Raw genomic sequence first — 14,751 nt, forward strand, 5'->3', positions numbered from 1 at the left:
TAAATTACCTCCAGAAATTTAGTTTATTTGCAGAAAACTTTGTTAAAACAGAAACCGGGTTTATAGTATGAACGACTTTATTTAATTAATTTCTGCTAGTAGTTCGTCCAAAGCTTCTTGGCTAAACTCAACTTCTGGGAAATCTGAAGGAGTATAGCCACCTGCCTCTGGGGATAAACAGTGGGCAATAATAGCTTCTAAGGCTTCTATATACTCATTAGCTAGATTTTCTACAGTGGCCCGGCTATGGAAATGCTCGCTATATTGCCATTCCAGTTTCAGCCTTCCTTCAACAACTAATCCATTTACAGTTAACAAATGGCGGCGCTGTCCTTTGAGACTGTGAATGGAACCGCTAGACTCTTGAGCATATTTCCACCCAAGGGTTGCTAACTGCGTTTGGTCAAATTGACCCAAGTAGTTAAAGCTCACCTCAGCTTGGGGTAGGACTTGTATAGGTAGTTTTTCTCCCCTGCTCGACGGCAGTTGCTCCTGGGGGAAACCCCCAAGACCGCACTGCCTCCCCTGCTCCCCTGCCCCCCTGCTCCCTGCTCCCTGCTCAAGAGCTTTTTCACTGCGATCGCTCTCATCCAGGCTAAGATAGCGCCAGATGCCATAATCAATACCTCGGTTGGGAATACGTCGCAGTTGCTCTTTTACCGACTTGAGAACCTCTCCGGGATCGAAACGATCCTCCAGTTTTAACAGCACGGGGAATATAGTAGTAAACCAGCCTACAGTACGAGACAAGTCCACATCCTCAAACAAGTCCTCTCGTCCGTGACCTTCTAAGTCAATCAGAAGGCAGTGAGAACCTGTCCAACGAGCGAAAGTCTGCACCAACGCTGTCAGCAGCACATCGTTAATTTGAGTATTGTAGGCTCCGGGGACATCCTGTAATAGAGTGCGAGTCTGTTCTACATTCAGGTATACAGATACAATCCGACTGGAAGCTACAGTATTATCTTGGGCAACAGCAGCATAATCCAACGGTAAAGGAGCAATTGGGAACTGGATTGAGTCCAGCCAGTAATCTAACTGTGAGTAGAGTTGTTGACTGCGGGCATAATCCTGCAATCGCATTGCCCAATCCTTGAAGGAAGTTGTTTTTGCAGGTAGTTGGATACTTTTGCCAGTTTCTAATTGTTTGTATGCTCCAGATAAATTTTCTAGCAAAATTCGCCACGAGATCCCATCTACAGCCAGGTGATGGATGATAATGAGTAAACGTCCGGGGGAATTGCCTAAGTTAAACAGAACGACCCGCATCAGCGGCCCATCTGCTAAGTTCAGCGTTCTTTGTTCTTCCTCTGCCCTGGCTTCAATTGTCCTTAACTGTTCTGCTTGGGGCAGATAGGACAAATTTGCAATACCCAACGATACGCCATCGCTCGCATCACTGTTGTACTGCTGCCATTGCCCCTCCTGCTGCACAAACCGCAGGCGTAGAGCATCGTGATGGTACAGTAACTTTTGTAGTGCCTGCTTTAATAACTCCGGTTGCAAATTTGCGGGAACTTCTAGCAGGAAGGATTGGTTAAAGTGATGAGGTTCTGGCAGATTTTGCTCAAAGAACCAGTGCTGAATCGGTGTTAGAGGGACAACCCCTGTAACTAAACCTTGTTCTGATTGAACCGAATTAATTGTACCAGCAACAGCAGCTAATTCAGCAATTGTTTGATGTTGAAATATTTGTTTGGGAGTAAGTTTTAGTCCGGCTTGATTAGCTTTAGCAATAATTTGCATACTAATGATAGAATCTCCGCCCAATTCAAAGAAATTGTCGTGGATACCGACTTTTTTTAGAACTAAAACCTCCCGCCAAATCTTTGCCAAGACTTCTTGAGTGTGGGTGTGGGGAGAGACAAAGCCAGTTGATTCATCGAACTCGAACTCTGGTACTGGTAATGCACGACGATCTACTTTGCCGTTGGGGGTAATCGGCAGAACTTCTAGAACTGTGAAGGATGCAGGTATCATGTAACTGGGGAGCTTGGACTTGAGAAACTGACGTAACTCATTACTGTTCGGCTGTATCAGTTCTGGGATGATATATGCTGCCAAACTCTTAATACTGGGTTTATCTTCTCTTGCAAGCACAACAGCATCGCGTACCTGTGGGTGTTGAGTCAAAGCCGCCTCAATTTCGGAAAGTTCAATGCGAAAGCCACGAATTTTAACTTGGCTATCAATGCGACCCAAGAATTCTATATTGCCATCGGCTTGGTAGCGAACCAAATCGCCTGTTTTATATAATAAAAGTGCTGAGTGCTGAGTGCTGTTAGCAGAAGCGGGGCTTTTAGCCCGTGCTGAGTGCTGAATTGTCCTCCTACTCCCTGCTCCCTGCTCCCCTGCTCCCCTGCCTCTTTGGAAAGGATTACTAATGAAGCGTTCTGATGTCAGGTCGGGACGGTGGAAGTAGCCTCGTGCTAAGCTCTCACCACCGATGTACAATTCTCCAGTCACACCAATGGGTACAGGCTGTAACAGGGAATCGAGTATATAAACTTGGGTATTAGCGATCGCCCGCCCAATCGCAGGTGGTATATAGTCTTGTTGTCTTTTCGGAACAGTACCAGATGTTGTGACTACAGTATTCTCTGTTGGCCCGTAATTATTCACCACCTTAAAGGGATGGGAATCTAAAGGATACTGATGCAATTGATCCCCACCTGTGAGCAAAGTCTGCAAAGCAGCATTCGCCGGCCAATTTAATGATAAAATTTTCTCGGCCATTGGTGTCGGGAGGAAACTAATGGTTATTGCCTTTGACAACAACCAGTCTCGTAGTTGCTCGGGGTAAAGCCGGGTTTCATCATTGGGAAAGTGAATGCTAGCTCCCGCCGTCAGATAAGGCCAGATTTCCCAACCACAAGCGTCAAATGCGACTCCCGCAATTTGTGTTGCTCGGTCAAGCGGCGACACTGCAAAAGCTTGTTGATGCCAAAAGACGAGATTTAACAATCCTCGATGTTCAATTTGCACTCCTTTGGGTTTGCCAGTGGAACCGGAAGTGTAAATCACATAAGCCAGATTGTCAGTTGTTACTGTATGGAGTAAATTCTCTACACTGGTGCTGAAGATTGCTGTGTCGCTATCCAGACAAATCACCTGCGCTTGATGTGACGGTAGCATTGCGACCAAGCTTTTCTGGGTCAACAGTACTTTAACTTGGGCATCTTCTAGCATAAACGCCAACCGCTCTTGGGGATACGCTGGGTCAAGCGGTACATAAGCCCCACCAGCCTTGAGAATGCCCAGCAATCCTACTATCATTAAAGGCGATGCCTTCGGCAACGTCTTCGACGAACGCTCAACACAAATTCCTACCAATACTTCTGCACCAACACCTAAAGATTGCAGATAGTGCGCTAATTGATTGGCGCGGAGGTTCAATTGCTGGTATGTCAGAGACTCATCCTCATAGACCACAGCCACAGCATTTGGTGTTTTTTCCACCTGTTCTTCAAACAACTGATGGATGCATTTGCTGTCAGGATAAGGCGTATAAGTATCATTCCACACCACTAGTAACTGATGTCGCTCCTGCTGACTCAGCAGTGGTAATTCACCAATGGTTTGATTCGGATTAGCAATAATCCCTGCTAACAAAGTCTGGAAATGACTTGTCATCCTCGCAATGGTATCTGGCTCAAAGAGGTCGCTGTTATATTCCCACGAACCGATCAGCCCCTCTTTTGTGTCCCAAACTGCCAAGGTCAAATCAAACTGAGATGTTCCACGTTCTATAAATTGAGGAGTCAGGGTAACATCGGGCAATTCTAATGTATCCAACAAGAAATTCTCTAAGACAAACACCACTTGGAATAGGGGATTGTAGCTGAGAGAACGTTCTGGTTGCAAGGCTTCTACTACTTGTTCAAAGGGGACATCTTGATGAGTATAAGCAGACGTTGCAACTTGTCGCACTTGAGAGAGAAACTCACCGAAACTCGGATTTCCCTCGATTTGGTGACGCAGTACCAATGTATTGACAAAAAAGCCCATCAATGTTTCTATCTCTGTGCGGTTGCGGTTGGCAATAGGGCTACCAATGCAGATATCATCTTGACCACTGTAACGAAACATTAAAACTACGAAAGCCGCCAGTAGGGTATGAAAGAGGGTAGCTCCTGACTGTTGGCTGAAGGTTTTGATTTGCTGGCTCAAATTTTGGTCAATTTGAAATTCCTGGGTAGCACCACAGAAAGTCTGAACGGCGGGACGTGGTTTGTCTGTGGGTAGTTCTAATAAGGGTGTAGCACCAGCTAATTGTTGCTTCCAGTAGTTAAGTTGCTGTTTTTGAATTTCTTCGGTTAACCATTGTCGCTGCCAAACTGCAAAATCAGCATACTGGATGGGCAACTCAGGGAGGAATAAAGGAGAATCAAGAGTAAAAGCTCGGTAGAGGCTGGACAACTCTTTGATGAATATCCCCATTGACCAGCCATCCGTGATTATATGGTGCATAATCAACACCAGCACATTCGACTCTGACCCCAGTCGCAGTAAAGTGACTCGCAACAAAGGGCCATTATCCAAATCAAAAGGTTGCCGAGCTTCTTTTGTGACAATCTGTTGTACTTCTGATTCTTCTAAACCTTGCAAGTCCAGCACTGGCATAGCAATCAGCAAGCTAGGAGAAATTACCTGCACGGGTTTTCCATCTACTGCTGGAAATGTTGTCCGTAAAATCTCGTGGCGGCGAATGATTTCGTTGATACTCTGCTGAAGAACTTCTACGTTGAGTACACCTTGAACGCGCAGCTGGAAACCCTCGTTATAAAATGGGCTTTGGCTCTCTAATTGATAGAGAAACCACATCCTCTGCTGGGCAAAGGATAAGGGCAACTCTGTAGAACGCTCTATAGGCAGTATTGGTGCAAAGGAGGAGTCTGTGGCAGTCTTGGCTTCTTGTATAAAAGCCAGGATTTCTGATTTGCGTTCTAGCAATTGGTTTTTCAGGTCTGGGTTCATCACTCCCTTGGGAGCGCGATAGTTTAAGCGATCGCCTTCCAACCAAATTTTGATGCCTAAACTATTTAAATAAGAGACAAATTCTATTGTTGTCATTTATAATACGCCTCCCTCATATTCTTCCTCTGCGTCATCAATAGCTACATTCCACTTGCTGACGACAGTTTGTAGCGCCTCAAGACTTTCTCCCAAACCAGCTACAGTTGGGGATGCAAAAAAACGATTGGGCGACAACTCAACAGAAAAAGTCTCACGCAACCGAGAAATGACTTGGAAGGCTAGCAAGGAATTTCCTCCTAATTGAAAGAAGTTATCATGAATGCCAATTTGAGGTATGCCTAATACTTCTTGCCAGTTTTGAGCTATTTGCCGTTCTGTCTCGTTTCGGGGAGCGATCGCTCTTTGAGTCATACCCCTAGCCAATAAGTCTCGATTGATTTCACCATTAGCAGTGAGAGGCATTTGGGATAGTTGCACGAAGTCACAGTTAACGGTTGTTGTGAAGCGATCGCGCACCGTCAAATCTGATAACTCTGGTACGGTAGAACCGTTACTCGTAGTGAAATAGGCAGTTAATTTCTGTAGCCCTGGAAACTCAGAGGTGAAACGCCGAATTTTGGGATTGCTGCCATCTAAACCGACTATTAGCTGTGCTTGGTTGTGATATAAACCAGCCAAAAAGGAATATAATCCTTGTTGCAAACTCATCTCATAATAGCCTTGAGCGCGGGTGATTTCTTGCCTCTGATAACCCTTGTTAATCCCTGTATCACGCCAATTTGTCCAAGCAAAGCAATAGCTGTGCAACCCACTAACAGAACGTTGATATTGATTAAAGCTTTCCAAAAAGTTGTTAGCAGCAGCATAAGCAGAAATTGTCGCTCCACCAAAGAAACTTGCTAAAGACGAAAAGCTAATGAAAATCCCCTGTCCTTGCTTCTTAAGTACCTGATGTAGTACCCAAGTACCTAACACTTTGGGTTGCAGAATTGCAGCTAAACTCTGTGGTGTTTCATTCACTAGCATTTGTTCGTGATAAGTTCCCGCCAGATGAATCACGCCATCCAGTTGACATCCCCAGTTAGCCTTGGCTTTTTCCACCACTTGTTGCACTGCTTGAAAGTCGCAGATATCCACTGCTTCATAAACCACGGAACCAAGCTGCTTTAATTCCTGATAAACTTTGACTTTTTCTAATGAGACATTTGGTAAACGAGTCCGACCTACTAATAATAATTTGGCATTAAAAAACTTAATTAAATATTTAGCAATTTCAACTGCAACGCCTCCAAGCCCACCACTTATGAGATACATTCCCCCCATTTTCAAAGGAAGTTCTTGCTTTGGTTTGTCTTGCAGATTAACTTTTTCTAAACCTGCAATTAAACGTTGTCCATTGCGATAAGCTATTTCTTGGTCTTTTGAGAAAATCTGGAGTTCTTGTAGAAGATAGTTACCATCTACCTGTATTGAATTTGGTGTCAAATCTATGTGACGACAATTTAACCAAGGTATTTCTTGAGGAATAGTTTTAATTACACCGAGAACTGGAGATTTTTCATAAGCAATCTTGTCTGTTAGTTGCGTAGATTGGGTGTAGCTAGAAACAAACAATAACTGTAAATCTGGGAAACTTTGAGTTTTTGCTAGGGCTTGGACAAGAAATAACAAACTGTAAATTCCCTGTTCTTGCGCTTTTTCCAGAGCTGCTAGGCTTTTGATTTCTCCGCCATACTCTTGATAATTCCACAGATGGAGAATCTGACCAATGGTCTGTTTCTCTGCCTTGATTGTGTCAAGCAAAAGCTGATAATGGTCTGCATTTCCAGGATTTAAAAAGAAGTGATTGGAATCTTTTTTAGCAAAATCAGAGCCGGGTGAAACACACAGATATGGCAGGTTTTGCTGTTCTAGTTGCTGACAAACAAATGTCCCCAATCCTAACTCATCGAGGAAGACTATAGTTAGACAACCTTGGGGTAAAGCTTTTATAAGTTTGGCTTGCTTCCGCCGCCAGACTTTTTGATAGAACCAATCAGGAATAGTATTAGTATTATTTAGTAATATATCAACTTGTTTGATAATGTGGTTAAACTCACCTGCACCGAAGCGATCGCGAAGTTGCGATCGCTGAATTTTACCAATGATGGTTTTAGGAATATCTTCTTTAGGTAATAAAATTAAATAATCAGGATTCAACCCGATTTTACTGACGACTGTCTGCCGAATTTTATTTAGCAGTTCTAATAGTTTTTGATCTTCCGTAACAGGCGAACTGAAGAAGATAGCCAGTTTCTCTGTTGCATCATCAGCATCGCAGACTGCACAAGCGGCTGTGTAGGAAACTTCAATTTCTGCAATTTCTTCAACTACTGCTTCAATTTCATGACTGTAGTAGTTAGCTCCATTAATAATGATAGTTTCTTTGGCGCGACCAGTAACAACTAATTGTCCGTTGGCAATGAATCCTAAATCTCCAGTATCAAACCAGCCATCTTTTAAAAATGATTGACTGTTCGCATCGTAGTTGTTGTAATATCCCGGAGAAACTGCATCACCTTTAACTTGCAAACGACCGATAGTGTCTTCTGTTAATACAGAGTTTTGCTCGTCTACTATGCGAATTTTAACCCCAGGAATAACTGAACCTAAATCAGTAAAAGTATGATAATTCGTATGGTCTATTTCTACTCGTTTAATAGTACCTTCTAAGATAGATTTATCTATCCTATGGAATAACAAAGCTGCTTCTTTGGTGGGCTGATAATATGTAATTCCCGAACCCATCTCTGCCATCCCAAAAGCTGGTCTAATTGCTGTTGCTTCGAGTCCATAAACAACTAAATTTTCTCGAAAATCTTCCACAGCTTTACTAGATACTGCTTCGCCAGCTGTTAGGAGAAATTTTACGCAAGATAAGTTCCAGTTCTGTTCTGGTTCTTGTTTGAGAGAGTCATTAACTATGGCATAAGCAAAGTTGGGTGCCCAGCTATGAGTAATCCGATATTTATGGATCAAATCCAACCAGTTGAGGAGGCGACCTAAGATATATTCTTTTTGGGCATAAACGAGGGTGCAACCGATTTCTATACCACGAATATGCCAGTCGGAAATGCTGCCAATATGATCGAACGGCAGCCAATTTAAAACTATATCTTCTCGCTGGTGTTGATTGAGTTGGTTAGCTCCTCTGGCACGAGCAATGAGATTTTGATGAGTCAATTGAACGCATTTTGGGATTCCTGTACTGCCAGAAGTTAGATTGAAAAGAGCCACTTCATCTGGTTGACTCTGGTGATATTGTTTGCTGGCAGGATTGTCTTTTAATGCTTCAATCGTGTCTATTTTTAGGCGTTCTGCTGGTAGCCATTGCGATAGTAATTCTACCTCTTGTTTGAGAGCTTCTGTAGTTAAGATGACTGGACTATCTAAGAACTGCCAAATATGACAAAGCTTATCCACCACCTTGTTTGATTCTCTATAAGTTGGTGGTACTTCCACGATCGCAGGTACAAAGCCTCCCAATATGCAGCCCCAAAAAGCTGGAATAATGTCACAGCTAAGTTCCATCTGCAATATGACTTTGTTTTTTGGCTTGAGTCCCAACTTTCTCAAACCAGCAAGAATTCGCTCGGCAACTTCCAGTAATTCAGCGTAGGATTGGCGTAGTTCTGTGCCATCGGGCAACAGGTAAATAATACCCTCACCTGTAACCTTTTGAGCAGCTCTTTGCAAAACTTCCGGCAAGGTAATAGGTGCATTGCGATCGTTCGGGAGAATATCACCGTGGCTGATGGCAAGTGGCTTCGGCTGTGTGAAATGTTGTTGTGTATTGGGCTGAGAGTTTTTGAGGATTGGAGAAAAGTTTGCGATCGCATTTTTGTTTTGCCAATCTGGGAGCAAATCTGACAAATGGAGTGAGGGAATTTGCTTTCTCAACTCCTGCACTACTACCACTGCCTGTTCGATTTGATAATGAGAATTAAGTTGCTTTTCTACTTGCTCTATTAAACTTTCATCAATAACAGGAATGTTACTCAAAGCTAATTCGTCTACCTCTCCTGCGGCAGTTAAAGGTAGATTTGACACTGATACAAAAGCTCTTGGTAGTAATGCTTCATCGCATATATCTTGAAGATAAAAGCGAATTTGTTCTAGCAAAATATTTGAGCTTGAAACAATATATAGTATGACTTCTAGCGGAGATATTTTCTTGACAATTACTGTACATTCGTTTATTGAAGCTTTCTCCAACAAAACTAATTCAAAATCAGTTTTAAGTTGCTGTATTTTCTCCAAATCTAAACTTTTTTTTTCTGAAAAATTCATTTGATTATCAACCCATACTGTATATAAGTGGTGGTTAAAAACTATAAATTGAATGAATTAGTGCAGAACAAGTTTTTAGGTTTTAATCTGTTCCTAATTAAATATACTTTCATGCGGCATTGCATAATTTTGAATAATGGCCTTTGAGTGTTTCATCCGGTATAAATCGGACTCAGAGGCCATTTTATTATTTGAGAGCAATTAAGCGCGATCGCACTTAATTTAGTAACATTTTGTTGACAGTTTCAACAAATGTTACAGTAAAATTATTCCTCGACGATTTCAATTGTCTTTGGCGGCTGAACCTCTTCAAAATTATCAGTGATTGTTGGGTTAAGTTCATTTTTTAGTTTGAGTTTTAGATCCTCTGTAATGGGTAAATCTTTAATTTCTTTGAGGAGATATCTCACAGATTCGGTTTTGCGACGTTCTGCATAAATATTCTTGAGAACTGCTTCAATTCCAAATCCCGCTATAGCCTCCCCTACAAGCGTTGTCAAACCAAGCACACCTAGACCGCCGATGATGCCAAACGGGCCTCCCAACCCCGCCAGGGCAGCTACAACGCCGTAACCACCCGCCAAACCTGTTGCAGAAATTGCAATTACCAGAAGTATGCCAGGAAGACCCAAAGCAGCGATTTTTTTAACGACTTCATCCATTGGAATTACCTCAAATCCTTACATTCTTGGTTAAATCTTGATTAAGGGTGATAGAATTTATTCACCCTTACTTGCTAGCTTAGTACTTAATCGAGATGGTGACTAATTTTTACTTTTTCAAAACTTAGTGCTGAGTGAGGAGTGCTGAGTGCTGTTAGCAAAAAGCTAAGGTTTAGCCCGTGCTGAGTTAGGAGTTAAGAGTTAAGAGTTTTGTTTATCTCCTTGCTCCCTCATCTCCCTGCTCCCCTGCTCCCCTGCCTCTTTTTTAGGCTAACAAAATACTACATAACTCATCGATTTGTTTACTTTTTTCTGTAATCAGTCGATGAGCTATAGTTTGTAACTGACGAATATTTTCTGATTTGACATTATCTATGTCTTCTAAATCACCTGTTAGGAATGTTTGAAATCTATAATAAGAGCCTCTGATTTCCTTGTCAGGAGACTCAAATAAGTGTTCTAATTCTCCAGCTACAACTTCACTACCACCGTCCATAACAATGTTTAAAAGAGGTTTTACCCATTGCAATTGTCCCCAATTTTTCACATCGTTATACTTGTAAACACTCGTCAGGGAACCTGTACCCAAGGAAACTAATAAGATATCGTTGGTATGTAGCACTGCTTTTTGAGCTTGTCTACTGATTTTCGCTTCTGTAATCGCCAAGCTTGCTGGATTATTAGCAACCAATCCTCCGTCTACTAAATTATAGAAGCCACTAGGATTATGGGAAGTCGCAACTCGATAGGGAGGAAAATAAGTAGGTGTCGCACTAGTTGCCATTGCCGCATCTTTGAGCGTAAAACCGACACTCACCTTCCGAAATTTTTTAGATTCTATCTGTTGTTTTTCGATTTGGTTGGTAAAGAATATCGGAATTCGCTGTTCGATATCGTAGCTAGTGACGAAAACTTCTTTAAGATTATTTTCTAGAGGGGTATTACCAAAATATTGGTTGATAATTTCTTCTCTGCCGTCAGACGCATATTTGGGTTGAGCAAACATATCTTCAAGAGGGCCGAGCAAATGTTCAAAAAATGGCTCGTAAAATATCTCAGCCCCATATTCGACATATAATTTGACCATCTGTTCGGCACTGTACTGAGCTTGTGGCTCACTTTCAGATATAGATGGATCTAAACTTAATTGGGGTTTAGTCAATCCTAGTGCCAGAATTCCTCCGGTTGAAGTGCCTGCAATTAAGTCGAATAAACTAAAAATCGGTTTTTTTGTGCGCTTTTCAATTTCTGCTAATATTAGCGCTGGGATAATGCCTCGAATACCGCCTCCATCAATGGAAAGAATTTTATATCTAGGATTGGCTGTAGTAATCATAGTTTTTTGCGATCGCTCCTGAGTTAATTTTTGTGGTTTTTTGGGCTGTTGGATATCGGCCAGAACTTGACTTTCAGTTGCTTGAGCTATTTCGACTTTCTCCTCTTGCTTTGGCTGGGAAGTTTGAATGTTGGTATTTTCACTCTGCTTCTTTGCCCCTTTTTTTCCCTTTCCTGTAGTCGAGGCTACAGGAGAGGGAGTTACAAGAATGTCGTTTTCTACATCTGGGGAAACCTCAATGGATTGCTGCGAGTCAGCTTTGCCAACAGCAGTTAGTTCAGTGGAGGAAACCTCTGCAACTGACTGGTTCTCTTCTGGGGAATTGCTTGTTGTTGGACTCTGGTTCGATGATTGGGTAATTCCAAATGGAATTTGTGCTAAACCCCAAGTGGGATTACCATGCAAAGTTCCATTATGAGTATTTTCAGTCTGGTCTTTTACGGTCGTTCCTTCTCCTTCGTTTAAAATCCAATAAGCGACTAATCCTTGTTCCTTCCCGACTAGAGGCTTAATGCGGTGTGTTTGGATTTCCACTGGCGGACAGGGGTAATTCCAGACGCTAATATTAGCTAATTGACCTGTGAAATATATGTTGTTGTGTAAAGTCGCGCCCAGAGTCACAGGACTAGTTGCTTTGTTTAAAGAGTCACCTGTCAAATAGCCAAAATACTCATGCTCGTCAAGGTGTATAGTCAGTTGACCCCGATTAAAAACAATAGCAAAGAAGTGCCATTGTCCGACAGTTAATTCTCCATTGCCAAAGGTTTTGATAACCTTCTCAGCCTTTTCATCAATATATATATCTAAGTTTCCTGATTCATTGATGCCAAACTCAAAGTTATCACTATATCGGTCTGAGGAACGGGCAAAAAAAACATTGTGCGTTCCGTATGTAGTGGCTTGATTTTTTAGTTCTTGAGGATTAATCCATCCAGAAATTGTAAAGGCTGAACTCCCCTCAGCAAAAACACCACCAATATCATTTCTGCCAAAATTTATATAATCATCTTGACCATCAAATGTTATAACTGATTGGCTATATACCTGGGTTGTCACGATATTTTAATCTCCAAATAAGAGTAGAACTGAAGAAAGTCCTTAGCGACGATTAAAATTTATGGCGATCGCTTGAATTAATGGAGTGTACTCGGATTCCTATCATCGTCCATCGTCGCACTCTCTACGACTGACTATACCAGTATGGCTGCGCTCTTTGTTAGTTGCCATATCTCACTCACCATTAAGATTTTTCCAATTCAAATCTTGACAAGTATTAAACAAAATTACTAAACCTTTATAAACTTATAACTTATTCAAAACTATCATTTATTACAATTTTGAAAAATTTTAATTATTGCCCAAATATTCAAAATTTATGTTCATTGTATCAGAAACATAGTTTATCTGAATTTTTTAGTCAAGATATTTATCTAAATATTTACTTAAATTTATAAAATTATTATGCTTTAAATCTTTGCGAACAACATTACTTGTTGGCGATTAATTTCTTAACTGTCTTAACTGTCTTAACTGTCTTAACTGTCTTAACCGAATTGTTTGAAATGCTGTTGCATTTTATTGAGAAAAATGAGATGATTTTTTAACTGAAATTTTCAGTATGTTAATTTAAAGAAAGTAAATTTGTTTCAACGATATAGGAATCTGTTTTTATTTCTGAAATTATTTGCGTGGTGCGCGTTGGCATTAGCGTTGGCGAAGCCTCTCGTAGAGAAGCCTCTCGTAGAGAAGCGCAGCGCAAGCGCGATAGAAAGGAAACTCTTAACAGGGAACAGGGAACAGGAGAGAAGAAAGTTAGAGGTCTACTGAGTTTTTTCACGCAATCAAATATGAGTCCTATAGATTAGTTTTTATCAAAAAAGAGTAAAATCATCAGTTACATTAGGGGTAATCCTGCTGCGGTTGCAGCTATTCTTACACCATTGGGAAATCCGTTTAGTATCGTAGGAGGTATCGGGCTACTTGGTCTAATAACGGTTGTAGGGGGATGCTGTAGCAGGATATGGACTTGAAGCTATTGTTAAAGCTATTTATAAAGTAACAAAACTGAATTTGTTCAATTTTTCCTTAAATAAATTAAAGATTTACCGATTACAATAGACTTAGCTTGGAGTTAAGTATTACTTTTTAGGAAGTAGAGACTACAAAAACAATTGAAATTGTTGAGAAATGATTTTGATGGCTAGTTGTTACCTAATGCCAACCCACTTTTAGCAAAAGTTTAGTTAGGTAATATTAATTATTGAAGAGCGGACTTTAAGAAGGATATATAGCATTTCCTAGTCTGTTGAGGTACAAATCTCTGCGTACCTCTGCGCTTTACTTTGCGTCCCTCTGCGTTTCAAAATATTATCTGTACCTCACTTAACAGGGAATCGCTATACAAGCTAATGCGGTTAGATAATCATAGTCAGCTTTTAGATTACGCGATCGCTGCATTACCCATATCACACTACCACCATCAGCGTTAGCGGTTATGCCCGTGGAGGAACTCCCGGCACTGCAAACAATAATTGTCGCCGGAGAGTCTTGTTCTGCTGAATTAATCAAGCAGTGGTCTGTTGGCAGAAACTTCTTCAACGCTTACGGCCCGACGGAAGCTAGTGTCTGTGCCACAATTGGCAAAGCCACGCCGAAGGCGAACGCAAAATGCCATGATAGCAAGAAAATATCTATTGGTAAGGCGATCGCCAATACATCAGCAGAAGAACGTAATCGCTCATTACCAGCACAAGTAGTAGTTTGTCTGAATTATTGCTCTTTAAGTTGAGGACAAGTAGGCAAGAGTGATTGGGAATTTGCTGATGTGTCTGCATCAGTACTTTGGAGTTCTGGAACTGGCTTGGACTGAGCAATATAGCACTGGCGCATGGTTGCTTGTTTTTCTAATCGGGTAGCGATCGCTTCTAACAATTCCTTTACTGTCGGGGGCTTGGTAAGATAATAGACCATTTTCGGCTGCGATCGCTTCAAACCCTTCTGCTTCTAAACTGTCTACGAGATAGAATTATTAATTTATCATTAGCAGATGTGGCTGCAAGTGCAGGGGCAGAATTTACCTGAATACGCTGTAACTAATTCGTAATTGGGCATTGCTTATTTCTCCTTGTCCCCCATTCCCTTTGATTTGAATTTGCTCTAAACTCGACCTGAACGCACCTTTATCAGATCGTGAAGAATGATTAACCTAGTCTATAATACTTACATATCAGTTAACTCAAAAACTGAGTAAACACTTTGAGCATTAAATGAGCATTATGGTAAATTCATCAAAAACACCAACTGGCAAAGCGAAAAAAGGACAGGTAAGTGTACGGGAAGACTCAGGAAGCGTCAAGGCTTGTTTCCCCCGTACTCACTTCGCTGATGAGAAACAAGAACCTATCCCACTAATACCAAAATGTGATAATCTACTTTCTGAATAAGAGG

General features: G+C 41.4%; 6 protein-coding genes and 1 pseudogene. 2 read left to right on the forward strand and 5 right to left on the reverse strand.

All coding sequences use genetic code 11. From position 1 onward, the window contains the following. Positions 1–81: 81 nt before the first annotated feature. The 4 genes from RMZ95_RS13910 to RMZ95_RS13925 form a co-directional block, all read right to left on the reverse strand. Complete coding sequence (locus tag RMZ95_RS13910; protein WP_322683059.1) at positions 82–5,073, reverse strand: non-ribosomal peptide synthetase; 4,992 nt, start codon at positions 5,071–5,073, stop codon at positions 82–84. Beyond that, entirely contained in the window at positions 5,074–9,306 is a 4,233-nt protein-coding gene (locus tag RMZ95_RS13915) for an SDR family NAD(P)-dependent oxidoreductase (protein ID WP_322683060.1), read from the reverse strand. Positions 9,307–9,572: 266 nt separating this feature from the next. After that, positions 9,573–9,968, reverse strand: coding sequence for a hypothetical protein (locus RMZ95_RS13920; RefSeq protein ID WP_322673924.1), 396 nt, complete (start codon positions 9,966–9,968; stop codon positions 9,573–9,575). A 265-nt stretch (positions 9,969–10,233) separates the two neighbouring features. Continuing rightward, positions 10,234–12,360 carry a patatin-like phospholipase family protein gene (locus RMZ95_RS13925; RefSeq protein ID WP_322683061.1) on the reverse strand — a complete coding sequence of 709 codons (2,127 nt, stop codon included), beginning with the start codon at positions 12,358–12,360 and terminating at the stop codon, positions 10,234–10,236. Between the two features lie 1,381 nt (positions 12,361–13,741). Between RMZ95_RS13925 and RMZ95_RS13930 the strand changes: the two are divergent. Beyond that, positions 13,742–14,020, forward strand: a pseudogene (locus RMZ95_RS13930) (AMP-binding protein); the annotation flags it as partial. A 53-nt stretch (positions 14,021–14,073) separates the two neighbouring features. Here RMZ95_RS13930 and RMZ95_RS13935 read toward each other — a convergent pair. Then, a complete protein-coding gene (locus tag RMZ95_RS13935) occupies positions 14,074–14,295 on the reverse strand; it encodes a hypothetical protein (RefSeq protein ID WP_322683062.1) in 222 nt (73 codons plus the stop codon). A 284-nt stretch (positions 14,296–14,579) separates the two neighbouring features. Here RMZ95_RS13935 and RMZ95_RS13940 point away from each other — a divergent pair, with 284 nt between their 5' ends. After that, complete coding sequence (locus tag RMZ95_RS13940; protein WP_322683063.1) at positions 14,580–14,747, forward strand: hypothetical protein; 168 nt, start codon at positions 14,580–14,582, stop codon at positions 14,745–14,747. The last annotated feature ends 4 nt before the right edge of the window (positions 14,748–14,751 follow it).

It is taken from the genome of Nostoc sp. DedQUE07 (assembly GCF_034530975.2).
GTDB lineage: Bacteria > Cyanobacteriota > Cyanobacteriia > Cyanobacteriales > Nostocaceae > Nostoc.

What these genes read in the sequence shown, in the direction of transcription:
- RMZ95_RS13910 (WP_322683059.1), bottom strand. Translation starts at nt 5,073, where the DNA reads ATGACAACAATAGAATTTGTCTCTTATTTAAATAGTTTAGGCATCAAA.
- RMZ95_RS13915 (WP_322683060.1), bottom strand. Translation starts at nt 9,306, where the DNA reads ATGAATTTTTCAGAAAAAAAAAGTTTAGATTTGGAGAAAATACAGCAA.
- RMZ95_RS13920 (WP_322673924.1), bottom strand. Translation starts at nt 9,968, where the DNA reads ATGGATGAAGTCGTTAAAAAAATCGCTGCTTTGGGTCTTCCTGGCATA.
- RMZ95_RS13940 (WP_322683063.1), top strand. Translation starts at nt 14,580, where the DNA reads ATGGTAAATTCATCAAAAACACCAACTGGCAAAGCGAAAAAAGGACAG.